General features: G+C 62.3%; 24 protein-coding genes. 3 read left to right on the forward strand and 21 right to left on the reverse strand.

What is annotated here, in order from left to right; genetic code table 11:
- Positions 1-34: 34 nt before the first annotated feature.
- Entirely contained in the window at positions 35-493 is a 459-nt protein-coding gene (locus AC2ETI_RS26390; RefSeq protein WP_020907928.1) for a peroxiredoxin, read from the forward strand.
- Positions 494-532: 39 nt separating this feature from the next.
- Here the strand turns inward: AC2ETI_RS26390 and AC2ETI_RS26395 are convergent, their stop codons facing one another.
- Complete coding sequence (locus AC2ETI_RS26395; protein ID WP_019748662.1) at positions 533-1315, reverse strand: dioxygenase family protein; 783 nt, start codon at positions 1313-1315, stop codon at positions 533-535.
- Between the two features lie 175 nt (positions 1316-1490).
- Here AC2ETI_RS26395 and AC2ETI_RS26400 point away from each other — a divergent pair, with 175 nt between their 5' ends.
- Positions 1491-2000, forward strand: a complete 510-nt coding sequence (locus AC2ETI_RS26400) for a MarR family winged helix-turn-helix transcriptional regulator (RefSeq protein WP_020969752.1) — start codon at positions 1491-1493, stop codon at positions 1998-2000.
- Positions 2001-2029: 29 nt separating this feature from the next.
- Here AC2ETI_RS26400 and AC2ETI_RS26405 read toward each other — a convergent pair whose 3' ends face one another.
- Positions 2030-3568 (reverse strand): FAD-binding protein, encoded by a 1539-nt coding sequence (locus AC2ETI_RS26405; protein ID WP_483634636.1) that lies wholly within the window; start codon positions 3566-3568, stop codon positions 2030-2032.
- Between the two features lie 243 nt (positions 3569-3811).
- On the opposite strand from AC2ETI_RS26405, the gene AC2ETI_RS26410 reads away from it, so the two are divergent.
- Positions 3812-4402, forward strand: coding sequence for a TetR/AcrR family transcriptional regulator (locus AC2ETI_RS26410; protein WP_003943994.1), 591 nt, complete (start codon positions 3812-3814; stop codon positions 4400-4402).
- Here the strand turns inward: AC2ETI_RS26410 and AC2ETI_RS26415 are convergent.
- From AC2ETI_RS26415 to AC2ETI_RS26505, 19 genes are read right to left on the reverse strand one after another with little or no spacing between them, the layout of a single operon-like run.
- Complete coding sequence (locus tag AC2ETI_RS26415) at positions 4399-4866, reverse strand: hypothetical protein (RefSeq protein WP_029255477.1); 468 nt, start codon at positions 4864-4866, stop codon at positions 4399-4401. The genes AC2ETI_RS26410 and AC2ETI_RS26415 overlap by 4 nt on opposite strands.
- A complete protein-coding gene (locus AC2ETI_RS26420; protein ID WP_020907934.1) occupies positions 4863-5399 on the reverse strand; it encodes a hypothetical protein in 537 nt (178 codons plus the stop codon). Before AC2ETI_RS26420 ends, AC2ETI_RS26415 begins: the two co-directional genes overlap by 4 nt.
- Positions 5366-6685, reverse strand: coding sequence for an MCE family protein (locus tag AC2ETI_RS26425; RefSeq protein ID WP_029255478.1), 1320 nt, complete (start codon positions 6683-6685; stop codon positions 5366-5368). Before AC2ETI_RS26425 ends, AC2ETI_RS26420 begins: the two co-directional genes overlap by 34 nt.
- Positions 6682-7863 (reverse strand): MCE family protein, encoded by a 1182-nt coding sequence (locus AC2ETI_RS26430; protein WP_483634637.1) that lies wholly within the window; start codon positions 7861-7863, stop codon positions 6682-6684. Before AC2ETI_RS26430 ends, AC2ETI_RS26425 begins: the two co-directional genes overlap by 4 nt.
- The gene (locus AC2ETI_RS26435; protein WP_041815020.1) at positions 7860-9122 is read right to left on the reverse strand and encodes an MCE family protein; all 1263 of its coding nucleotides are present in this window, start codon (positions 9120-9122) and stop codon (positions 7860-7862) included. The genes AC2ETI_RS26430 and AC2ETI_RS26435 overlap by 4 nt, the downstream gene beginning before the upstream one ends.
- On the reverse strand, positions 9122-10144 hold the full coding sequence (locus tag AC2ETI_RS26440) for an MCE family protein (RefSeq protein ID WP_020907938.1): 1023 nt from the start codon (positions 10142-10144) through the stop codon (positions 9122-9124). The genes AC2ETI_RS26435 and AC2ETI_RS26440 overlap by 1 nt, the downstream gene beginning before the upstream one ends.
- A complete protein-coding gene (locus AC2ETI_RS26445) occupies positions 10141-11163 on the reverse strand; it encodes an MCE family protein (RefSeq protein ID WP_020907939.1) in 1023 nt (340 codons plus the stop codon). Before AC2ETI_RS26445 ends, AC2ETI_RS26440 begins: the two co-directional genes overlap by 4 nt.
- A complete protein-coding gene (locus AC2ETI_RS26450; RefSeq protein WP_020907940.1) occupies positions 11160-12329 on the reverse strand; it encodes an MCE family protein in 1170 nt (389 codons plus the stop codon). The genes AC2ETI_RS26445 and AC2ETI_RS26450 overlap by 4 nt, the downstream gene beginning before the upstream one ends.
- A 9-nt stretch (positions 12330-12338) precedes the next feature.
- Positions 12339-13211 (reverse strand): MlaE family ABC transporter permease, encoded by an 873-nt coding sequence (locus tag AC2ETI_RS26455; RefSeq protein ID WP_003944051.1) that lies wholly within the window; start codon positions 13209-13211, stop codon positions 12339-12341.
- Entirely contained in the window at positions 13208-13948 is a 741-nt protein-coding gene (locus AC2ETI_RS26460) for an MlaE family ABC transporter permease (protein WP_021344419.1), read from the reverse strand. Before AC2ETI_RS26460 ends, AC2ETI_RS26455 begins: the two co-directional genes overlap by 4 nt.
- 34 nt (positions 13949-13982) lie before the next feature.
- Complete coding sequence (locus AC2ETI_RS26465; RefSeq protein ID WP_483634638.1) at positions 13983-15236, reverse strand: cytochrome P450; 1254 nt, start codon at positions 15234-15236, stop codon at positions 13983-13985.
- Positions 15237-15289: 53 nt separating this feature from the next.
- Complete coding sequence (locus AC2ETI_RS26470) at positions 15290-16927, reverse strand: acyl-CoA synthetase (protein ID WP_483634639.1); 1638 nt, start codon at positions 16925-16927, stop codon at positions 15290-15292.
- 26 nt (positions 16928-16953) lie between these two features.
- Positions 16954-18201, reverse strand: coding sequence for a hypothetical protein (locus AC2ETI_RS26475; RefSeq protein ID WP_031333428.1), 1248 nt, complete (start codon positions 18199-18201; stop codon positions 16954-16956).
- Positions 18202-18206: 5 nt separating this feature from the next.
- Positions 18207-18758 (reverse strand): Cif family virulence factor, encoded by a 552-nt coding sequence (locus AC2ETI_RS26480; protein ID WP_020907944.1) that lies wholly within the window; start codon positions 18756-18758, stop codon positions 18207-18209.
- A gap of 58 nt (positions 18759-18816) precedes the next feature.
- Complete coding sequence (locus AC2ETI_RS26485; RefSeq protein WP_020907945.1) at positions 18817-19008, reverse strand: ferredoxin; 192 nt, start codon at positions 19006-19008, stop codon at positions 18817-18819.
- Between the two features lie 2 nt (positions 19009-19010).
- The gene (locus AC2ETI_RS26490; protein ID WP_046378648.1) at positions 19011-20405 is read right to left on the reverse strand and encodes a cytochrome P450; all 1395 of its coding nucleotides are present in this window, start codon (positions 20403-20405) and stop codon (positions 19011-19013) included.
- Entirely contained in the window at positions 20402-21208 is an 807-nt protein-coding gene (locus AC2ETI_RS26495; protein WP_021334003.1) for an SDR family oxidoreductase, read from the reverse strand. Before AC2ETI_RS26495 ends, AC2ETI_RS26490 begins: the two co-directional genes overlap by 4 nt.
- The gene (locus AC2ETI_RS26500) at positions 21208-22413 is read right to left on the reverse strand and encodes a cytochrome P450 (RefSeq protein ID WP_019748682.1); all 1206 of its coding nucleotides are present in this window, start codon (positions 22411-22413) and stop codon (positions 21208-21210) included. The genes AC2ETI_RS26495 and AC2ETI_RS26500 overlap by 1 nt, the downstream gene beginning before the upstream one ends.
- The gene (locus AC2ETI_RS26505; protein WP_024487471.1) at positions 22410-22976 is read right to left on the reverse strand and encodes a TetR/AcrR family transcriptional regulator; all 567 of its coding nucleotides are present in this window, start codon (positions 22974-22976) and stop codon (positions 22410-22412) included. Before AC2ETI_RS26505 ends, AC2ETI_RS26500 begins: the two co-directional genes overlap by 4 nt.
- Positions 22977-23049 lie beyond the last annotated feature (73 nt).

A 23049-nucleotide genomic window follows, 5' to 3' on the forward strand; every position in this document is an offset into this window, starting at 1 on the left:
CACACGGTCGTCGTGCGCGGGTAACCTCGGCCGAATGAAACCAGGCCAACTCGCCCCCGATTTCTCGCTGCCCGACCAGGACGGAACTCCGCGCTCGCTGACGAGCCTGCTCGCGAACGGCCCCTTGGTCCTCTTCTTCTACCCGGCAGCCTCGACGCCGGTGTGCACCGCCGAGGCGTGCCACTTCCGTGACCTGGGCAGCGAATTCGCCGCGGTGGGCGCTTCGCGGGCAGGTATCAGCACCGATACGGTCGAAGCTCAGTCCACCTTTGCCACCGCACAATCCTTCGACTACCCCCTGCTCGCCGACACCGACGGCAAGGTAGCCGAACAGTTCGGCGTCAAGCGCGGACTCCTGGGCAAGCTGGCTCCGGTCAAACGCTCGACCTTCGTGATCGACACCGACCGCACCGTTCTCAAAGTCATCTCGAGTGAACTTCGCGCCAACACGCACGGCGACCAGGCACTCGAGTTCCTTCGCAATCGAAGCTGACTCACCTGGGCGAAATGATTCTCTGAGCAACCTGATTCTCTAGGCGACCTGAATCGAGCGCTTCGCAAGTCCCATCCAGAATCCGTCGATCACCTGGGTGGGCACCTGCTCCGGATCGGACGACGCACCGAGCGTGACGAACAAAGGGGCGAAGTGCTCGATGGTCGGATGCGCGTACGGCATCCCGGGAGCTTGGGCGCGGAAGTCGATCAACGAATCGACGTCTCCGGCAGCGAACCTCTCCCCTGCCCACGCGTCGAATTCCGCCGACCATCCCGGGGCCTGCGCCTCCGGTGACGGATCGCGCAGGAACGGCAGCCCGTGCGTGGTGAATCCGGATCCCACGATCAGCACACCTTGCTCACGGAGTGGCCGTAGGCGTTCTCCGAGATGGAGCAAACGCTCGGGATCGAGGGTTGGCAGCGAAATTTGCAGTACCGGGATGTCTGCGTCCGGGTACATCACCGTGAGCGGCACGTAGGCACCGTGATCCAGTCCTCGATTCGGCTGCTGAACCACTCGTTCGTTGTCCGGCATCAACGCGGCGACCTGAGCGGCGAGTTCCGGAGCGCCGGGAGAGTTGTACTTCGCGCGGTAGAACCTCTCGGGAAAACCACCGAAGTCGTAGATGAGCGGGGTGCCCGTGGTCGTCGAACCGATCGTCAGCGGTGCTGATTCCCAGTGCGCCGAGACGACGAGGATTGCCGTCGGCCGCGGAAGATCGCCGGCCCACGCCCCCAATTGGTCGACCCACAACGCGCTGTCCACCAGCGGCGGAGCACCGTGGCTGAGATACAGCGCAGGCATGGTTGTGGTGGACATATGGGCTCCTCGGGATAGACATTCGTCGTTAAGTTGAAGGTTCAACCTAATATAGGACTCAACACTTGCGTCCCGCAACTATTCCCCGCAATATTCTTCTGGACATGCGTCTGAGACGCTGTACACCAGCACGCTCCGTGCACGAAGAATGCTCGACCCGAAGGAGAAGTCACCGATGAGTGAACCGACCGCGCAGCCCGACGCGCAGTCTCAGACGAAGTGGCTCACAGCCGAGCAGCAGGAAGCCTGGCTGACACTGATCGCTCTCGTGACACGGTTGCCTGCCGCACTCGACACTCAACTGCAACGCGATTCGGCACTCACCCACTTCGAGTATTTCGTGCTCGCCGCACTCTCGGACGCCCCCGACCACAAGCTCCAGTTGTCGGTACTGGCCCAGCGCGCGAACGCTTCCCTGTCCCGCCTCTCGCACGTCGTCACGAAGATGGAGAAAGCCGGCTGGGTGAAACGGGAAGTCATTCGCGGCAGCCGCGGCTCCAACGCAGTACTCACCGACGAAGGAATGACAAAGGTCGTCGCGGCCGCGCCGCCACACGTCGCCTCGGTTCAAGGTCTCCTCTTCGAGGGCCTCGATGATCGCCAGGTCGCCCAGCTTTCGTCCTTGGGGACTGCAATGCTCAGCCAACTGGACAAGGGAATCGCCGCCGGACTCGGCAAGGCCTGACCCCTTTCCCGACACCAGCGGTCTGATCCTTACGACGGCGGCTTCGTGAGGTCGAGTGCAGCCAGGTGACTGAACAGCATGCTCGCTCCGATCGGGTTTCCACCGCCGGGATACGTAGTCCCGCTGGCCGCTGCCATCGTGTTGCCCGCCGCGTACAATCCGGCAATCGCCGTACCGTCGGCTTTGAGCACCCGCCCGGTTGCGTCGGTACGTAGACCACCTTTGGTCCCGAGGTCGGAGATACCGAAAGCGGCAGCGTGAAACGGTCCTTGGTCGATCGGTACGAGCGGTGAAGCCCCCTCCGAAAAGGCACGGTCGTACGCAGTGTCTCCTCGGCCGAAGTCCGTGTCGACGCCGGTCGCCGCAGACTCGTTGAATCGCTTCACGGTCTGCACCAGTTCCGCTGCGGGAACATCGATCTGGGCGGCGAGGTCTTCGAGCGTCTGGGCACTCTTCCACAACCCAGCATCCACATACTGCTCCGTCTGCACCATGGGCACGTTGGGCGCCTTCACCGGCGGCACTGCACCTTCCCTGTTGTCGTAGATCATCCAATACGGTGTGGTTACTTTTCGTGCCCGCATGTGTTCTATGACGGAGCGACCCAAGCGGTCGTACGGCGCAGACTCGTTGACGAATCGACGACCGTTGTCGTCCACGAAGATTCCGCCGGTGAACCACAGCGCAAACGCGGAGCGGCCATCCGGATGGGTGAGCCCCGGCGACCACCAGGCCTCCCCCATGAGGTCGGTATCGGCGCCCACGGCGATAGCCGCCTGATGCGCCTTGCCGAGATTGCCGGGACAACCCATCGTGTCGAGCGCAGAGCCGGGAACACCGAATTCGGCACGCAGGGTCTCGTTCTGTTCGAATCCGCCCGCGGCCAGAATCACTCCTCTGCGGGCTCGGATGGTTCGACGCCGACCACCTTGTTCGACGACCGCGCCGACGACCGATCCGTCCTCGACGACCAATTCTTCGAGAGTGGTGTTCAGGTGCATGGCGGCGTTGGCGAATGTCGAAAGTGCCAGCAAGAATCGACCGATCAACGACTGCCCGCCGACGAGGTACGCCGGCAACTCTTCTCCCAACCGCTCCGTCGCGAGCGGCGATCGAAGTGAATCACGAAGCACACCAAGCTTCTTAGCGTTCATCGGTTTGGGAACGATGTGTCGACCGCTCGCGCGAGCCTTGGGTTTTTCCCCGAAGTAGTCGGGCCACGGCAGTATCTGGAACTCGAAATTCGAGTCCTCTTCGAGATAGTCGATCAACCCGGCGCCGCCTCGAACGTATGCCTCCTGGACGTCGGCAGGTGTCCGATCACCCACCACCGAACGGTAGTACTCCAGCGCATCTTCGATGGTGTCGTCGTCCCCACCCCGGCGAAGAACGGCGTTGCACGGGAACCACATTCCGCCGCCGCCCGAGTACGCCGTTGTTCCGCCGTACTTGTCGGTCGCTTCGATCACAATGACGTCGAGGCCTTCGCGTGCTGCCGTGTACGCGCCGGCGAGTCCGCCGCCCGATCCCACAGCGAGTACGTCGCATGTCTCGTCCCACTTCGTCATAATCAGCCTCTCCGATCCTGGGCACATTTCCGAACGTGTTCTAGAAATCGTTCTAACACATGGACTTAGCGATCGCGGGGGATCGAAATTCTGTCCCACCGAGCGGGAGCGAGACATGACGCCGAGCGGGAGCGAGACATGACACCGAGCGGGAGCGAGACATGACACCGAGCGGGGAGCGAGAATGAGCGGCGATAGCGCACACTTTGCTCGCATGGGTCTGATCCCGTAGTGTCTGGACACATGTCTGGTAAGACCAAGTTCGAGTCCACTCGTCGACGGCTCACACAGCAGCAAGCCGAAACCGTCGATCGATTGACCGCGGCAGCGATCACGGTCCTGCGCGACAAAGGGTTTGCCGATCTGACTGTGCGAATGGTGGCAGCGGAAGCCGGTGTCGCCGCAGCCACGGCGTACACCTATTTTTCGTCCAAGAGTCACCTTGTGGCAGAACTGTTCTGGCGCCGACTCGACGCGGTACCGCACGAGCCCTCCCCCGAGGCGGAACGAGAAGCGCAGGTCTGCTCGGTCCTTCGAAGCGTCGCACTCCTCGTTTCCGACGAACCGGAGCTGGCCGCGGCCGTGACCACGGCGATGATGGGCAATGATCCCGACGTCGAACACCTTCGGGGACGTATCGGCAAGAACATCCGCGAGCGGCTCATCGAGGCGCTGGGGCCGTCATACGATCCCGACGTACTCGAAGCACTCGAAATCTCCTGGTCCGGAGCGCTTGTCCGAGCCGGCATGGGTTACGAGTCCTATTCGCAGATCGCAGACCGGCTCGAAGTCACTGCCAGGCTGATCATGGCGGGCCGCGACAACCTTCACTAGACGGGGGTCATGGCACTCACCAGCCATGTGCCGTCGACTCGATCGAGTGTCACCTCGACTCGGCTCGACGTCGACGCTGGTGCCGGCCGCGCGATACTCGTCGTGATCTGATCGACGAACAGGAGCAATTCTGCTCGGTCTGCAGCAGCGGAGAGCACTCCGACGTCGACTACTCGCGCCTTCGTGCTGATTCCTTGCTCCTTCGACTGGGGTGCAACGGTTTTCGATCCGAATTCGGCGAAGCGGTCCTGAAATGTTCCACTTGCGCCCTCGGCAGCATGTGCAAGATCCTCGTCCACCGTGTCGCTGTTGTAGGTCAAGAGATTCTCGACGAGCATCGGCGCCACACCGATCACCTCGACACGTGCGGTTTCAGCGGCTGCCGAACGGTGGTGACTCCAGAGCAGAGTCCCGCCGGCTCCCACCAAGATCAGCGCTGCAAACGCCAAGACCACGCGCTTCACGGGACGAACTCCACACTCGACATCAGTACCCGACCGTCGACCTCTTCGACACCGACGCGAAGACGGTAGGTTCGCGCCGAAGACTCTCCCGCCGAATTGCCGACCTGAGCCGATGCCGCGATCAGTACCACCCCCGAGGTTCCGGATTCCGATGCCAGGGCGGCGGTGTCGACATGACCGTCGGAATCGACGGCGAAATCACGGATCGATGCGACGAACGCAGATTCACCGGACTTCAGTTCGTCTGCAAAAGTTCCCGTAGTCAGCGACTTCAGCTCCGCGAGATCCTCGTCGAGCGTGGCAGAGTGAACGTCGATCAGAGCAAGGGTTCCTGCGACAGCACCGTCGACGAACCCTTGACGCTGGGACTCTCGCACGCGGTCCGATCGAACTGCCAGACAACCGAAGACGACAACGACGCTCAGAGCCGCGAGTGCAATCCAGACCAGGGCAGTGAGTACACCGCGCTTCCCTCGGACCGGATCCAGCACCTCACCTCTCAGCGATTCGTCGGCGTCAGCAACTGTTGCCACGGCTCCCCCTCCCCCGGACCGGAGTCAGCCGGAGCCAACTCCGTGTGTTGATAGTCGACTCCGTCAGGCCCGGTGTACAACTCGCCGGGCGCATTGGTCCCCGACGGCACGTACGCTTCGGGGCTCCGGCAGATCTCCGGGCTCGGTGCTCGTTTGCCCGGTACCTCCATGCAGGGAATGTTCCGAGATCCACGAACGGCGAAGACCGAGTTCTGTGGCACTTTGCAGTACAGATCAGCCGGGGTGTCCGGCACACTCGTCTGGGTCGGGTCCCGTCGCTGATCGGCAGGAAGGTAACCGGTCGAGCACGCCGCAGGGTCCTGCGCTTGGAGGTGGAAGTTGACGTTCGCGGCGCCGTCCACCTGCCCGCGTTGTACGACGGTTTCCTGTGCCGCGACCAGTGGCGGCAAGATGACGAGCACCTGTTCCAACCCGGCGTTGTACGTCAAAGCCACCTGAGCGGTGCTGGTGAAATTGGCAAGCAGCACAGGCAAAGTGGGTTTGAGGCCTTGAAACAGCAGGTCGGCTTCAGTCGCGAAGCCCGGTCCGGTCTCGAGGATATTGCGCACGGACCCGTCGGCGACCTCCAACTGTCCACTGAGCTGAGCGACACTGGACGCCCACTGGCGAATCTGATCGCCCGTCACCACCTGTGTCTGCAGGAGCGGATCCAACTGCTGTACGAGCGTCGTAGCCGGCGTTGTGGCAGCGGCCATCTGATCGACGAACGAGGTGGTCGAATCCAGCAGACGAGCCAGATCCTCTCCCCTGCCTCCGAAAGCTGCCGCGGACTCGTCGATCACCGATCGCAACTTGTCCTGCGGTACGGATGCGAGCATCGCCTGCGCCTGATCGAGGACCGGTCCGATCTCGGTCGGGATCGTGACAGCGTCGGGGCCGATCACGTCTCCGTCGGCCAGAAAGGGTCCGTCCGCGGTGCTCGGTTGCATGTCGACGTATTGCTCACCGATTGCCGACACGCTTCGCACCGCTACTGTGAGCCCGCTGGAGGGAACGGGAACCGCACTCTCCAAGGATAATTCGGCGCGTACCACTCCCGGAGAGAGACGCACCGACCTGACCTGACCGATGGTGTCGCCGCGATAGGTCACGTTCGCGTTCCGATACAGGCCGCCGGCGTCGGGCAGTTCGACTGTCACCGAATAGCGCCCGATGCCGAGCATGGTCGGAACTCTCAGGTACGAGATAGCCGCTGCGCTCATGCCTATCACCGCCAGGATCGCGAAGATCGTCAATTGCCTTCGCACCAACTTCGTGAGAATCATCGTCCACCGTCCTGGTCGGTCCGCCCTGTACCACTTGGGGCGGCCCGCCCGGTACCACTTGGGGCGGCCCGCCCGGTGTCACTTGGGGCGGCCCGCCCGGTACCCAGAGGCGCGGTCAAAGGATCGACCAGTATTCCGTTCTCCACCGGAGTTTGCGGCGCCCCGAACGGAGTACCGAAGCCCAGACCTGACTGAAGGCGATTACTCGTGAGGTCGATCAGCGCCCACAAATTGGTGTAATCACCGCGCATTCCGTCGTCGATGGTCGTCTGAGGGAAGGGGAAGGTACTCAGATTGCCCAAATTGTTGATCAGGTCCGGTCCTGTTTCGACCACCTTCTGCAGCGTCGATTCCAAGGCGCTCAAATTGGCTTTCAAATCGTCGCGGGTCCGGTCGACCAGATCGGTCCCGACGTCCCCGAACCTGCCGACCGCATCGAGGGCGGTGGTCAGGTCGACGCGTTGGGCGCTCAGTTCCGCCAAGGCCGGATCAAGGGTCTCCAACGCCTCACCGAGAACGTCTCGCTGAGCCGTGATCTCACCGGCGAACACGTCGAGATTCTCCATGGTCGTGACTATCGCCTCGCGTTGACGGTCGAGTGTCTCGGTCACGCTGTCCATCTGGCTCAGCAGGTCGCGCGCCGCATCGGTCCGCCCGCCGAGAGCGGTGTTCAGTTCCGTGGTGATGCTGTGAATCTGGGCCAGCCCACCGCCGTTGAGCACCAAGGACAGTGCCGTCAACGCTTCCTCGGTGGTGGGATAGACACTGGCCGATGCAAGGGGAATCACGGATCCCTCCGACAACCGCCCTTCCGGCGCCACCTCGGTGGGCGGCGCGAGCGCGACGTGTTTGGATCCGAGCAGACTGGTTTGGCCGATCTTGGCAGTCGCGTTGGCGGGCAGCGACACCGAACCGTCGAGCGCAACCGTCACCCGGGCGTGCCAGTTGTCGGTCTCGATCGCACTGATACTTCCGACTGTCACGTCGTTGACCATGACCGGAGAGTTGGGACTGATCGACGTGACGTCCGGCATCTCGATCACGACCGAGAAACTTCCCTCACCGCGGCCGGCCGCGCCCGGCAGCGACACCGAATTCAGCCCGCTCCATTGACAACCCGTCAGAACGAGCACGGCGCTCGCCGCCACACACACTGTTCCCCACCGGCGGCCAGTCATCGTGATCCTGTCGACGGCATGAGCAAGCCGGTCAGATCAGACGCCACCGGTACCGTCGGAAAACTCAAGGCGCCAGTCGGTTCCAGATCAGGCTCGCTGTACACCAGTTGGTCCGGAAGAGCGCCGAGCGCCCGGGTCGGGTTGATGCTCAGGTCCGGGTAGTTCGCCTTGATCGTGTTGAGCAACGGGCCGAGGTATTCGATGCACAAATCCGCGCCCTTCTTCGAGGTGTCGTTGGCCAGGCCGGCGATTCCGCCGCAGATCAAGTCGATCGGGTTGCCGACGTTCTGGAATGCGGGCACACCCACCATCGCTCCTTGGGCCGGCCGGTAGACGTTGTAGTAGTTCGACAACGCTGTCGGAGCCAGATGCAGTACCTTCTCGAGACCTGCGCGCTTGTCGACCAATACCTGGGACACGTCGGCCAACTTCGCGATCTGCTCCGTCAAGCCGGTTCGGTTCTGTTCGACAAACCGCTGTACGTCGATGACGGCGGCGTCCAGATCGGCGAGAGCCGGAGCCAATTGCGTCCGGCTCTCGGCGAGCACACTCGAGACATTTGCCAGTCGTCCTTGGAACTGAACGATCTGTTCGTCGCTTGCGGCGAGTGCGGTCGTGAAGGTCTGCAGGCCGCGGATGGTGCCGAACAGATCGGCTCCGCCTTCGTCGAGTGTGCTCATAGCCTCCGAGAGTTCGGTCACCGAGCGCCCCAGCGCTTCCCCGTTGCCGGCCAGTGCGGATCCGGCACCGTCGAGGAAGTTGGCGGCGGGACCGCGATCGTCCCCGTCGGGACCCAAAGCATCGGCAGCCCGGCCCAGCTGTTCCTTGATCTGGTCCCACTCGACCGGGACGGCTGTTCGGTCGAGCCCGATCTCCGCACCGTCATTCAGTGCGTCGGCGCCGTCCGTCACCGCCGGCGTCAACTGCACGAAGCGGGCCGAGACCAGCGACTGGGCAACGATCACCGCTTTCGCGTCCTCGGCGACGGGAACCTCGCGCGCCAATTTCAGTTCGACGCGCATTCGATCTCCCTGTGGGGCGATCTCGGTGACGCGGCCGACGTCGACCCCCACGACACGAACGTCGTCACCGACATACAGGCCGGTCGTCGAGGTGAAGTAGGCCGTCACGTTGTAGTAGCGCAGATGTTGCACCGCAAGGTATCCCGACACGACGACGATCGCCGCGCCGACGACGCTTCCACCGACTACGCCGATTCGACGCCAGTTCACCGGTTTGCGAACTCGTAAGGCACCCATCATCGAACCTCCGGAATCGGTAGCGGCGCAGATGGTAGCCCGAACATCGCGTTGATCAACGGTTGGGTGTATTGCGCCGGTACCAGGTTCTGGACGTAGGCGTAATAGAAGGGACCGCTGGCCACGGTGTCGCCGAGCGTGCCCACGTACGTACCGAGACCGTCGATTCCCTGAGAAAGGTTGTCCTTGTTGTTCTGCAGAATGCCGACAACCGTGTCGAGTTTGCCGAGGACCGGTTGCAATTGCGCCTCGTTGTCGTGGACGAGTCCGCTCAGCTGGGTCGACAACGCCGAGATGTTCGTGATCACTTCCCCCAGCGCCGCCTGTCGCCGATCCAGTTCTCCCAACAAGGCGTTGCCGTCGACGAGTAGCGCGTTGACCTGTGGTCCACGCTCGGCCAGCGTCCCGGCGACGTCGTTTGCATCGGACAGCAAGGTGCGCAACATGTCGTCGCGTCTATTGACGCTGTCGGAGATCCGTGCGACACCGTCCAGTGCCGGCCTCAGGTTCGGCGCACTGTCGGACATCACCTGCCCCACTGCGTCGAGTGATTCGGAGAGTTGGTCGAGATCGATGTCCTCGACCGTCGTGGTGAGGTCACCGAGCACGTCGGGCAGCGAGTACGCCGATCTTGTTCGCTCGACCGGGATCTCGCCGCCGACCGCGATCCTTCCCGGACCGTCCAGATCGAGTGATACCGCTCGCTTGCCGAGCAACGACATCGTGGTGACGGCTGCCGACGTGCTTTCTCCCAAACCGATCGAGCCTTCCAGTGTGAAGTCCACGCGCGCGAGTCCGTGCTCGACCTCGATCCGGTCCACCGTTCCGATCTTCACTCCGGCGGCGTTGACTTCGTCTCCCGGCGCGAGACCGCTGGCGTCGGCGAACACCGCGCTGTACCCGACGCCCGATTTCAGGAACTGCAGATTCTGATACTGGAGCGATGCCAATACGACGGCGGCCGTGACGACCAATCCCACGACCCCCACGCGTACGGCCTGGCTCTGTGCCATCTCTCTCATCGTGGTGCGCACCTTCCGGTCGTCTGATCCACCAGGTCGACAGTGAGCGGCGTACCGTCGGCACCGTCGACCTTCAGTGCGATTCCGCACAGATAGAAGTTGAAGAACGACCCGTACGAGCCGACTCGGATCAGCTGCTTGTAGTTCGAGGGCATGGACGCGAGAATCCGATCGAGCTCACTTTGTTGCTCGATCAGCGGATTCAGGCTTGCGTCCAGCTTCGACAGGTTTCCCGCGATGTCCGGGCGAACTCCGGCGAGGAGATCGGCGAAGGTGCCTGATGCGGTGTTCACGCTCTCGACGGCAGTCCCGATCATCTCCCTGTCCGCCGCGAGCCCGCTGACCAGCTGTTGTAGGTGATCGAGAGTGTCACTGAACTGACCACCGCGGCTGCGCAATTCACTGAGCACACCGTCGAGGTTGCCGATCACTCGACCGATCAGTTGGTCGCGGTCTGCGAGAGTGTTCGTGATCGATCCGGTGTGCGCCAGCACCGATGCCACAGTTCCGGACTGGCCTTGAAACACCTCGAGCAAGGACATCGACAACGCGTTGACCTGCTCTGGGTCCAGGGCTTGAAACAGCGGCTTGAAACCACCGAGTAGCGCATCGAGGTCGAGTGCCGGCGCGGTGCGATCGACGGGAATGCTCTCGCCCTGTGGCTGCGGTTCCGCGATCCCCGGATCGTCGAGCAGTTCGAGGTATCGATTACCCACCAGATCCTGATATCGAACAGCGGCTCTGGTCGATACAGTCACGGTGTCACCCGTATCCACACTGAAACTCACGTGGGCACGGTGATTCCCACCGAATTCGACGGAGCCGACAGAACCGACCGGCACACCCGCGATGCGCACCTTGTCGCCGGCTCTGAGCCCGGAGGCGTTGACGAACTCCGCCGAGTACGACCTCGCGTCGCCACCTCGCATCTGGCCGAACACGAGGATCAGCCCGGCGTTGACGAGGATCATCACCAGAACAAAAATTCCGAACTTGACGGTGTACCCACGAACTTTCATCGGATCTCCGTCCCGAACAGGTAGCTCATCAGATCCGGGACCGTGTTCATCGGTTGCCCACCATTCGGCTGACGCTCGGGCGCAAACGGATTCACCCCGGTATCGGTCACCAGGTACGGAGCATTGACGTTCGGGTCGCGCAGTGGAAGACCCATACACTGCGGGCCACCTGTTGCCGCGACCTTCGGAAGGTCGTCGGGATATCGGTACGGTTCGGTTCCGGCGATCAGACCGATCGACATCTTGATTCCTGGTTGTCCGTTGTAGGCGCCGTCGCCGATCTTCTTGCTCTCCTGCAGTCCGTGGAACATGCAGGGAATCACCGGGGAGTATTCCTCGAGCAGTGCGGTGGTCGGCCGCAGTAACGACAGAACGGTGTCGATACCGTCGGCGTTGGCTCCCAGTACATCTTCTCCGGTGCGGGCGACCCCGATCACGTTGAGCAAGAGGAGATCGAGATTCTGCTGCTCGTCGAGAACAGTGGTTCCCGTCGTCGTGAGCGAGTCGAGGGTGTCCATCAAGTCGAGAACAGCGTCGCGGTAGGTCTGTGTGACGGCTGGTAAATCCGTCAACACATGATCGAGAGCCTCACGTGCAGTGTTGAATTCGAGCAACGAGGAATCTGCTTGTTCGAGTGCGACCCCGAGCCGTTCGCCGCGTCCTTGCAGAGCAGTCGAGAGGGCACCCAATGTCGAATCGAGCTTGCCCGGGTCCACCGTCCGGAGCACGGTGGTGAGTTTCTCGAACACCGTGTTCAGCTCGACAGTCACCCGGGATGCGTCGATCGTCGCCCCGGCGGCAAGTCGCGCGCTGCTCGGCTGCTCCGGCGAGGACAGGCTGACGAACTTCGCGCCGAAGGCCGTGTTCGACGTGATCGCCACATCCACGTTTGACGGAATAGATTCGAGCGCTTCGGGATCGATCGACAACGACAGTTGTGCGGTAGCGTCGTCAGTCGGCGTGATGGACTCCACCGAGCCCACGGTCACCCCGGCCATCTTCACCCGCGCGCCCGGATCCATCACGAGCCCCGCGCGCTCCGCGATCACCGTGATCGGGACGCGAGCGACAAACACCTGGTTGAAAGACGCGACCGACAAAGCGATGACCCCGACGATCGCCGCAGCCAAGCCCAGAGCAGCCAACTTGTAGCCGTATCTGTGCACGCAGTACCCCTAACCGGACAGATTGAAGTTGCCGGAACCGCCGTAGAGCGCGAGTGAGACGAGCAGGGTCACCGCCACGACGCAGATCAGCGAGAGCCGAACCCCGCGGCCCACTGCAGTTCCCACGCCCGACGGTCCCCCGGACGCGTTGTATCCGTAGTACGTGTGGATCAGCATCACAAGTAGTGCCATCACGAGCACTTGAACGAAGGACCATGCGACGTCGACCGGATCGAGGAACGTCGTGAAGTAGTGGTCGTAAAGACCGGAGGATTGACCGAACAGCACGACCGTGGTGAATCGTCCGGCCAGAAATGATCCTACGAGCGCCAGTGAGTACAGCGGCAAGATCGCGATCATCCCTGCGGTGACGCGGGTGCTGACGACGTACGGGACCGAACTGATCGCCATCGATTCGAGGGCGTCGATTTCCTCACTGATGCGCATGGCACCGATCTGCGCGGTCGAACCTGCTCCGATCGTGGCCGACAGGCCGATTCCCGCGATGACCGGCGCAGCGATACGAACGTTGATGAAGGCGGAGAAGAATCCGGTGAGCGCTTCGACTCCGATATTTCCCAGCGAGCTGAAACCTTGGATCGCAATGGTGCCGCCCGAGGCTAGAGTCAGAAATCCTACGACCGCAACCGTGCCGCCGATCACTGCCAAAGCTCCGGTGCCCATGCTGATCTCGGCTACCAGCCTCAACACTTCTTTCGGGTGTTTGCGAATTGCCCACGGGATGTGAGCGATGGCGCGCGCGAAGAAGACAGCTTGTCGCCCGACGTCGTCGATCGAGCGTGACGTTCGAGCCACCCGCGCCCGCGTGCGTCCGAACTTGCCGATTTGTGCCAGCGAATCCGACAGCGTCACCTCGATCACCCCGCCGTCAATCGGATGCCGACCGCGGTGACGATGGTGTTGACGACGAACAACGCCATGAATGCGTACACCACCGTTTCGTTGACGGCCTCCCCCACGCCTTTCGGCCCACCCCGTACCGACAGTCCGCGATAGCAGGCCACCAATCCCGCCAGCATCCCGAACAGTGCAGCTTTGACCATCGACAACGCCACCTCGGGCAGGCCGGTCAGCAACGTGATTCCCTCGACGAAGGCGCCAGGGTTCACGCCCTGGAGAAACACCGAGAAGGCGTAACCGCCGGCGATGCCGATGACGCAGACGAGTCCGTTGAGCAGCAAAGCCACCACGGTCGACGCGACCACACGCGGAATCACCAACCGATTGATCGGATCGATCCCGAGCACCTCCATGGCGTCGATCTCTTCACGAATCGTTCTCGATCCCAGATCGGCGGCGATGGCTGTCGCGCCCGCACCTGCCACGATCAGCACCGTCACCACCGGACCGACCTGAGTCACGGCACCGAGCGCGGCCCCGGCGCCGCTGAGGTCGGCGGCACCGATCTCGCGGAGAAGGATGTTGAGGGTGAAACTCACCAGGACCGTGAACGGCACGGCTACCAACACTGTCGGCACGATCGACACCCGGGCGATCATCCAACTCTGCTCGAGAAACTCCTGCACCTGAAAGCGGGTGCGGAACAAGCCCACTGCGACATCGGCGCCCATCCGGTAGAACTGGCCGAGTTCGCGCATCGGGCCCGCAAGTGCAACTCTTCCGCTGTACACGTCAATGCCCCGAAGGACATGACGTGGAGTTGCCGTAGTCGACCTTGAATTCCTTGATCCCGTTGAGCCAACCGGACGAGAGCCTGCTCGGATCGCCGAGCTTGCTGATGTCGGGCATGTGATCGGCGATCTTGCCGAAGATCAGATCGACCTCCATTCTGGCCAGGTTGGCGCCGACACAGTAGTGCGGTCCGGTTCCTCCGAACGCGAGGTGCGGGTTCGGGTCTCGGGTGATGTCGAAGACGTCGGGGTTCTCGAAGACGGTTTCGTCGAAGTTCGCCGAGCCGTAGAGCAGTACGACACGCTGCCCCTTCGCAATCGCAGTGCCGGCAATCTGTGTGTCCACCACTGCTGTTCGTTGCATGGACGTCAGTGGCGAAGCCCAGCGGATGATCTCGTCCGCGGCGGTGCGCGGACGCTCACGCTTGTACAGTTCCCACTGATCCGGATGCTCGAGAAATGCCATCATGCCGAGTGTCGTTGCGTTGCGCGTCGTTTCGTTGCCCGCGACAGCCAACATGATGACGAAGAAACCGAACTGTTCCGGGGTGAGTTTCTGCCCGTCGATGTCGGCATGCACCAAGCGCGAGATGATGTCGTCGAGCGGTTCCTCCCGTCTCGCCTCGGCCAGTTGATAGGCGTAGCCCAGGATCTGCGCCGACGCCATCCGCGACTCGCCGGCGAGCGACTCGTCGTCGTATCCCGTCATCTGATTCGACCATTCGTACAGCTGACGGCGCCCGTCCTGCGGTACACCGATCAGCTCCGAGATCGCCTGCATCGGTAACTCGCTGGCGACCTGGCTGACAAAATCACCGCTACCTTCCGCCACGGCAGCCGACGCTATGTCTTCTGCCCGCGCTTCCAGCCCGGCCCGCATCGCTTCCACCGACCGCGGAGTGAACACGCGCGCCACCAACTTGCGCAGCTGTGTGTGCTCAGGGGCGTCCTTGTTGATGAGGACGTGTTTTGTCGCCTCCAACTCCTCCGCCGAGATGTTGTCTTCATGCCGCGGAATGCAGCCGTTGACGTTGCTCGAGAACTCCTCGCTGCGCAACGAGACGTCGCGGACGTCTGCGTGGCGGGAGACAACCCAACAACCACCGTCGTGAAATCCGCCGGTACCCGGTTCCTGGGCGTTCCACCAGACCGGAGCGCATCGTCGTAGTTCGGCGAACTCGGCAAGCGGGACGCGCTCGCCGTACAGATGCGGGTCGGTCACGTCGAACCCGTCGGGAAGGTCGATCTCAGGCATTGCAGATGCTCCTTTACGGATGGGTGCCGGGTGCCGGGTGTTGCGTGTGAGCGCTAGTCGATCCGGTGGACCGGGTCGCTGTTCTGTGAGAACTCCTTGGCCCAGCGGTAGTCCGGCTTGCCGCTCGGCGCTCGAACGACCTCGTCGGCGATCCAGAAGGAACGCGGAATCTTGTAGCCGGCAAGCTGAGTGCGGGTGTGTTTTTCGATGGAATCGAAATCCGGTTCCACACCATCGCGGACGCGGAGCACCGCCGCCACCCGATTGCCCCACCGCTCGTCGGCAATGCCGATCACTGTTGCGTCGTAGATGTCGGGATGGGCCTTCACCACGGCTTCGACCTCTTCCACGAAGACTTTCTCACCGCCGGTGTTGACCACCATGTTTCCCCGGCCGAGGAGAGTGACCGAGCCGTCGTCCTCGATCCGCGCTCGGTCTCCGGTCACCACTGCCCGCGCGCCGTTCACCTCTCGGAATATCTCCGCCGACTTCACCGGATCGTTGTAGTAGCCCAGTGGGACGTTGCCGAGTTTCGCCAACCATCCTTCGGCCCCCGAACCCGGCTCCAACACACGGTTGTCGTCGTCGACGACGACCGTGAATCTGTTGGCGCCCACTTTGGGTCCGCCACGCTGCTCGAGCCCTTTGGTTGCGAATCCGATTCCACCGAAGCCTGTTTCGGACGATCCAACCGAATCGGAGATCATCAGATTCGGAAAGACGTCGAAGAACGCGTCTTTGACCGATCCGGAGAAGAGCGCAGCGCCGGAGGCGAGCACAGCCAGGCTCGACGCATCCGGTTGCAATTCGTGATGGGCTTCGACCAGTGGACGGCCCATGGCGTCGCCGGTGATGACTATGACCTGCGGGCGATATTCGGCGACGACTTTCCAGACCTGCGCCGCATCGAACTTCGGTTCGAAGATGACGGTGTTTCCGGAGAACAGAGCGTTGAACGTCGGCATCAGTGCCGAGGTGTGGATCAGCGGTGGAAGCATGCACCACCGCATCGGTTCGGCTGCCGCGGCGCCACCGCGCGACTGCTGGTACTCGTCGGCGATCGGCTCACCCGAATAGAAGTCGTAACCGCCGGCCAACACGCGCCAGATGTCTTCCTGCCGCCAGACGACGCCTTTCGGTCGTCCGGTTGTTCCGCCGGTGTAGAGAACGTAGACGTCGTCGCCGGAACGCTCGGGAAAAGCATGTTCACCTACGCGCAGCGGGGATTGGTTGCCGAGCGCATCCTCGTACGCCACTGCCCCCGGAATCGACGGTTCGTTCCCGAGAGCGAGTTCGTCCGCCACCTCGATCACGTACTTGACCCGCGGCGCGGACACCAACGCCTCGGCGACCCGCTCAGCGAAACCACGATGGAAAACCAACGCCGTGAGATCCGCATTCTCGTACAGATAAACCAATTCGTCGCTCGTGTAGCGGTAGTTCACCGTGATGGGAACGCCGCGGATCTTGAAGGCCGCGAGGACAGCAACCATCGCCTCGATCGAGTTGTGCAGTTGAATACCGATGTGCGAACCGACACCCAACCCGACGGACTGGAAGTAATGCGCCAATCGGTTGGCCCGCTCGTCGAGCTCACGGTATGTCACCTCCTCGCCGGAAACGATCAGCGCCAGGCGATCGGGCATCGCATCGACGGAATGCTCGAACAGGTCTGCAAACGTGTACGCCATAGGTTGAGTCCTTCGGGTTCGGCCGGTCAGACGACGAAGAGAGGCAAAGGGATTCCGCGATCTTCGAATACGAATGCCGCGCCGGTACTGACCTTCGTAATGGCGACTTCGACGCATTCCGGAGCGGGAGCTTCGGTGATGTCGACGGCCAGAAGGAGCCCCGCGGCATCTTCGGCCACCACTCTCACGGTGAAGTGCGGATTCACGCCGCGGACCAAAGCCTGGAGGGGATCGAGGTGCTCGCTGCCGAGCAAGGTCGGCCAACCGCCGTCGCGGTCGACAAGAGCGTCTCGCGAGATCCACAGCTCCAGAGCACCGCCGTCCGGTCGGATCTCGCTCTCCACATACTGCTTCGGATTCAGCAAGGGATGCACGGACAGGACCAATGCCAACGATTCCAGAGTCGAAGGAAGCCCGAGCGCATCTCGAATACGCTGTGCCGCAACTCCCGCGATTCCGGTCAATTGCTTTCGCGTGATCTCGCGCGCCTTGTCTTCGTCGGCACGGCGGCGAACCGCTGCCAGAAAGCCCAACGCCAACAGATGATGCTGCACGCAGATCTCCTCTGCGATACGAACCAAGGCTGATCGCGAGAAGTCGGAAAACCTCAGGTCGGACAACAACGGACCCGAGTAGTCCGCCCTACCGTCCCCACCGTGATCGATCGGGCTCAGCTCGACCGTCACCGCGGCGGTGCGTCCGATCTGCTCGGTGTGCGCGGTCATCACGGGAGGCGTGTGCGACGGGTCGATGGCAACGGTCCAGGCGCAGTGCGGATGTCGGTCCGCGGGCCTGCGCGGTGGTCGGTGAATCGGCCGGATCTGGGCGTGCGGGTTGGTCGCGATGGCCGTCGCATCGAAAGTCGGATCCTCGATGTCGTGACACATCGAGGTCACGAACTCATCGCCCAACGGCTCGACGTCCATGAGTGCTCCGCAATGATCGAGCCAGAATTCACCGTGCAGCGGATCGTCGACCCGGTATCGAAAGTCCATGAACTGTGGCGGAGCGCCGATGTCGAGTTGTAACCCTTTGAAGATCGTCACGACGTCGTCGCCCTCGTATCCGAGAGCCTTCTGCATGCGGCGGGTGTACCAGGGGCTGGCCGATTCCCACTCCTCGACGGCCACCTGCGCCATACCCTCGCGTCCGAATTCGACGATCAGATGCGCCATGCCCGAGCGATCGATCAGCTGCCCGCACAGGAGCAACTCGGGCACCAACACGGCAAGGTCGCGCTGCGAGAGTGTCTCGAAGGAATCGCGCACCGTCATCGGACTCACCACAGCGGGACCGGCGCGGTGCCCACCGGATACCAGCCCGGTAGCGGGTCGCCCGAGATCGATCGCTGGATCCGGCCCTGCATCCCCTTCGAGAGAGCGTTGTTGCCGATCATCTCCATGAACAGTGCCGACACGTTCCCGAAGTCGAAGAAGTCACGCTGCCAGGACCATTGGAAGTCCCCGCCGTAGCGGAACCAACTACCGCCGATACCGTAGACGGAGTAGTTGCTCCCGTCCTCACGCTTGGCATCGGAAATCTGCTTCCACAAGCCGATCACGTTTCCGCTACGTTCGTCGATCACAAAGTCTTGATACGGGTACTCCCAACCTTCGAGGCCCTTCATCTCGAGGCCGAGCGCGACTTCGCGAATCTCCTCGCGCCCCACTGCCATGAAATCCTGCTTGGGACCGTAGTTCCACCCGTACGTTGCGTCCTCGGTGTACATGTCCGCCAACGGTTTCCAATCACCGGCGGCTTCGGCCTTCTTGTTCGCCTCGATCCAGCGTTGGACCATCTCGTCGAGCTCTGCGCGGTCGAAACCCGTCATCTGAACTTCCTCCCTCGAGTACTTGAATTCGCTGCAATCAATCGACAATCCGCTGTAATCAGTCGACAATTCTCAGGGCGCCGGTCGGGCAGTACCTGACCGCCATCTCAGCTTCACCGCGGAGCGACTCGGGTGGGTCCGAGTCCAGAAGACTGACCTTCCCCCGCTTCGGGACGACAAAGATCTCCGGTGCCTCGAGCTCGCACGCCGCATGGCCTTGGCACAGGTCGAGGTCTACTTCGACGTGCATGATCACCCCTCACGCCCGGGACGTGTTCTGCGCCGGTACCTCACCGCGCACGGCTGCTGCAATTGGACGACCATCTTGCTGTGGTCGTTTCGGTAGGACTCCGACGGCTGCGCCATCTCGAACTCGAAGTCCCGCAGCAGGATCGAGAAGATCGCTTTGAGCTGCATCTGGGCGAATGCAGCGCCGACGCAGCGATGCCGGCCGGCTCCGAACGGAATCCACGTCCAGCGGTTGACGATGTCCTCTTGATTCGGGTCGATGTACCTCCCGGGATCGAAGGTGTCCGGTCGGGGGAAGTCCTCGGCGATTCGATTGGAGATCGCGGGCGTCGCGGCGACAAGATGGCCCTCTCGGATCTCGAAGCCGCCCACTTCGAAATCTCCACGTGCCACCCGCAACAGGATGATCAACGGCGGATGCAGTCGAAGGGTTTCCTTGACCACGGCCTCGAGAACCGGAATCTGGCGCAGGGCATGAAAACTGATGTCGGCGCCGTCGGAGTACAGATTGTCGAGTTCGTCGACGACGTCCGTCATGGTGTCGGGATGCCGCAACATCTCGATCAGCGACCACGCTGCCGTGCCGGAAGTCGTGTGGTGGCCGGCGAACATCATCGAGATGAAGATGCCGGTGATCTCGTCGGCACTGAACCGGAGGTCGCCGTTCTCGTCCTTGACCGAGACCAACACGTCCAACATGTCGCGGTCCTCCTTGCCCTGCGGAGGATTCGCGATGCGCCCGTTCATGATGTCCTGTACCAGAGCGACCAACGCCAACCGGGCCTCGTCGCGGCGGCGGAAACTCTCGATCGGCGCGTACGGATCCACGAAAGCCAATGCATCCGTTCCCTGTTCGAGCTCGTGATACAGCTTGGCGAAGCTATCGTCCAGTTCGTCGCGGAACTTCTTGCCGATCAGGCACGCCGACGAGGTGTAGATGGTCAGCTCGGCGAAGAAGTCGAGCAGATCGATCTCGCCTTCGTCTCCCCACTGCGCGACCATCGCCTCGACCTCGTGGCCGATCGTGGCGGCGTGCCCACGCATCTGTTCGCCGCGCAGAGCCGAGTTGTGCAGCATCTCTTTGCGCCGCTCCGGGCTGGCATCGAAGACCACGCCTTCACCGAATATCGGCTTCATGAAGGGGTAAGCCGCTTGTTGGTCGAGATCCTCGTCGGTGGAGCGGAAGAAGAACTCGTTTGCCTCGGCTCCGGACAGCAGGATCACCGTGCGGTCGGCAAGTTGAAAGGCGCCGACGTCACCACATTCCTCGCGCACCCGGCGCATGAGCGCTATCGGGTCGGTTCGCAGTTCCTCGAGGTGCCCGTGCGGGAGATCCCCGCCGGACACCCGCGGCGGCTCGGGCAGTGTTCGCGACGTCTCCTGCACTCCGTGCGTCATGTCGTCTCCTGTGAGTTCGCAGTGGGAAGTTTGTCCAGTGGTGCCTCGGGCTGAACTTCGACGAGCACGATGTGTGCTCCTCGCGGCGCCGACACAACGGCGACGATGGCATTGGCGATGTCCGAGGCGCGCAGAAAGTAACCATGGCGGGCGAACCCCCACTTACTCCACGATTCCCCAACCGGTCCGATGATCTCCGGCGTCGTGTCCATCCCCATGCCGGTCAGTGTCGGCCCGGGTCGCACGATCGACGCGCGAATGCCTGTTCCTTCGAGCTCCATTCGCATCTGGCGCCCCATTGCTTCGAGCCCGGCCTTGGCCGCGTCGTAAGCACCCATGAGTGGACGCTGGCGCTCGGCACAATCCGAGCCGATCAGTACGAAGTCACCGCGCTGTCGTTGCCTCATGCCGGGGAGTACGCGATGCGCCAATCGCTGCGCACCAACGAGGTGGACTTGGATCTGCCGTGAGAACGCCTCTGGATCCATCTCGTCCGCAGCCCCGAATTCGAGGTCACCGGCACCGGAGACGACCATTTCGGTGGGACCGTGGACTGCCTCTGCGGCCGAGACGAATCCGTCGACCGAATCACCGTCCGTGACGTCGAGGAAGTGGGCGAACGCTTCACCACCATTGCTGCGGATCTTCTCGGCGATGGCTTCGCATTCGGTGACTCGACGCGCACCGAGCGCAACCGGATGGCCGAGTTCGGCCAGGGCATACGCAGTAGCGGTGCCGATTCCCGACGATGCACCACTGATCAATGCCGGCCGATGAAGTGGATTGGGTTCGAAACGAGGCATCAGCGCACCTGCACTTTCACCGGCAGGGCCGCAAAGCCGCGGACGTTTGTCGAATGAACACGCTCGATTCCGGACTCGTCGACTTCGTAGTCGCTGACCCGACGCCCGAACTCTGCGAGGGCGATCTTGGCTTCGAGCTTGGCAAGGTGGGCACCGAGACAGAAGTGCACGCCACCACCGAAACTCGCGAGTTTTCCCGACGAACTCCGGCCGATCTGGAAGCTGTCGGCATCCTCGAAGACGTCGGCGTCTCGGTTGGCCGATCCGATCAGGAGCAGGACCTTCTCCCCCGCCGGAATGGTGCGTCCGTGATATTCGAGGTCGACAACCGAAGTCCGAGCCACGATCTGGCTCGACGTGTCGTAGCGAAGAGTCTCTTCCACCCATTCCGAGGCTCGTTCGGGATCGTCGAGAACCGGTGTGATCTGCTCCCGGTGGTGCGAACCCCAGTACAGAGCGTTTCCGAGAAGCTTGGTCGTGGTCTCGTTTCCGGCCACGACCATCAGAAACATGAATCCGAGGATCTCCTGGTCCGAGAGTTTGTCTCCGTCGATCTCGGCATCGAGCAAGGCCGAGGTCAGATCGTCCGTCCGCGATCGGCGACGCTGCGCGATCATCTCCTTGTAGTAGCCCATCAAACTGATCGAAGCCTCCACCGCAGGTTGCGGCACGTCGAGAACACCCGCCTCTCGATGCACCACCAGATCCGCCTTGCGCCGCAGTTCGGCCCTGTCGGGTTCGGGAACCCCCATGAGTTCGGAGATGACGTCCATCGGCAGCTTTCCCGCCACCTCCGTAATCCAGTCGAACTCCCCCGCGCCCAACGCAGGTACCAGATGTTGCTTCGTGAGTTCGAGGATCCGGCCGTCGAGCTCCGCAACCCGTCGCGGTGTGAATCCGCGAGAAACCAACTGGCGCAACCGCATATGGCGGGGATCGTCCATCGCGAGAAACGACATCACATAATGCGCGTGTGGACCGTAGGCTGCGGGGTCGAGCGATACCCCGTTGGCGCTCGAGAGACGCTTGTTGTCCTTGAATCCGTCGACCACGTCCGCATATCGCGACAACGCCCAAAAGCCAACGTCCGGATTGTGATACAACGGTGATTCTTCGCGCAGACGCTTGTACGTCGGATACGGATCGTCGTGAAAGTGGTAGTCGTACGGATTGAAGACCACCGGATCGATCAAAGCTTCTGTCATGATTTCTCCAGGATCAGTAGAGCTGAGGCCTCGAGGCGTCCAGCGATTTGCGCGTAGGTTCCGTAGCCGATCCCTGCTCGCAGAAGCGCCCCGGCATAAAGCATTTCGAGCGCTTCCAACACTTCGGGTTCGCCATTCGGATCCAACGCCGAAGCGAGTCGTTGATGGATCTCGAGTCCGATCCGCCCGCGAAGATGTTCCACTTCAGGATCGGATCCGAGCAGTGCATTGGTCACGGCGGCCGATACCTCCGGTTCGTCCGCGAGAAGCAGCGCGATGTTTCGAAGTACAGACAGCACGTGCGCGGTGCGATCCAACCCTGAGCCATCAGGCGCCGACGAGTTCTGAAGTCTTCGCCAGAAAACCTCTGCGACCAGATGCTCCTTGGACGCGAAATACGTGTAGGCGGTCGCAGTTCCTACACCCGCTTCGGCCGCAACCGAACGGACAGTCAGTCCGGAAAACTCTTGTTTGCGTAGAACTTTCACTGTTGCTTCGGCAAGCCTGGCCACAGTTTCCGCCTGTTTGCCCGTGAGGCGCCTGCGAGTGGATTCATAGACAATCGATCCCCCGCCACTTGAATCGCCCCGTTTGCTGGACACGTGTCTGGACGTTACTACAGCACCCTGTCCAGGG

This window comes from Rhodococcus sp. MurmanLake-1 (assembly GCF_056945715.1).

Bases quoted from the DNA above. Each gene is read 5' to 3' on its own strand.
- AC2ETI_RS26390 (WP_020907928.1), top strand. From the start codon at position 35: ATGAAACCAGGCCAACTCGCCCCCGATTTCTCGCTGCCCGACCAGGAC.
- AC2ETI_RS26395 (WP_019748662.1), bottom strand. From the start codon at position 1,315: ATGTCCACCACAACCATGCCTGCGCTGTATCTCAGCCACGGTGCTCCG.
- AC2ETI_RS26400 (WP_020969752.1), top strand. From the start codon at position 1,491: ATGAGTGAACCGACCGCGCAGCCCGACGCGCAGTCTCAGACGAAGTGG.
- AC2ETI_RS26405 (WP_483634636.1), bottom strand. From the start codon at position 3,568: ATGACGAAGTGGGACGAGACATGCGACGTACTCGCTGTGGGATCGGGC.
- AC2ETI_RS26410 (WP_003943994.1), top strand. From the start codon at position 3,812: ATGTCTGGTAAGACCAAGTTCGAGTCCACTCGTCGACGGCTCACACAG.
- AC2ETI_RS26425 (WP_029255478.1), bottom strand. From the start codon at position 6,685: ATGATTCTCACGAAGTTGGTGCGAAGGCAATTGACGATCTTCGCGATC.
- AC2ETI_RS26430 (WP_483634637.1), bottom strand. From the start codon at position 7,863: ATGACTGGCCGCCGGTGGGGAACAGTGTGTGTGGCGGCGAGCGCCGTG.
- AC2ETI_RS26435 (WP_041815020.1), bottom strand. From the start codon at position 9,122: ATGGGTGCCTTACGAGTTCGCAAACCGGTGAACTGGCGTCGAATCGGC.
- AC2ETI_RS26440 (WP_020907938.1), bottom strand. From the start codon at position 10,144: ATGAGAGAGATGGCACAGAGCCAGGCCGTACGCGTGGGGGTCGTGGGA.
- AC2ETI_RS26445 (WP_020907939.1), bottom strand. From the start codon at position 11,163: ATGAAAGTTCGTGGGTACACCGTCAAGTTCGGAATTTTTGTTCTGGTG.
- AC2ETI_RS26460 (WP_021344419.1), bottom strand. From the start codon at position 13,948: ATGCGCGAACTCGGCCAGTTCTACCGGATGGGCGCCGATGTCGCAGTG.
- AC2ETI_RS26465 (WP_483634638.1), bottom strand. From the start codon at position 15,236: ATGCCTGAGATCGACCTTCCCGACGGGTTCGACGTGACCGACCCGCAT.
- AC2ETI_RS26470 (WP_483634639.1), bottom strand. From the start codon at position 16,927: ATGGCGTACACGTTTGCAGACCTGTTCGAGCATTCCGTCGATGCGATG.
- AC2ETI_RS26475 (WP_031333428.1), bottom strand. From the start codon at position 18,201: ATGACGGTGCGCGATTCCTTCGAGACACTCTCGCAGCGCGACCTTGCC.
- AC2ETI_RS26480 (WP_020907944.1), bottom strand. From the start codon at position 18,758: ATGACGGGTTTCGACCGCGCAGAGCTCGACGAGATGGTCCAACGCTGG.
- AC2ETI_RS26485 (WP_020907945.1), bottom strand. From the start codon at position 19,008: ATGCACGTCGAAGTAGACCTCGACCTGTGCCAAGGCCATGCGGCGTGC.
- AC2ETI_RS26490 (WP_046378648.1), bottom strand. From the start codon at position 20,405: ATGACGCACGGAGTGCAGGAGACGTCGCGAACACTGCCCGAGCCGCCG.
- AC2ETI_RS26495 (WP_021334003.1), bottom strand. From the start codon at position 21,208: ATGCCTCGTTTCGAACCCAATCCACTTCATCGGCCGGCATTGATCAGT.
- AC2ETI_RS26500 (WP_019748682.1), bottom strand. From the start codon at position 22,413: ATGACAGAAGCTTTGATCGATCCGGTGGTCTTCAATCCGTACGACTAC.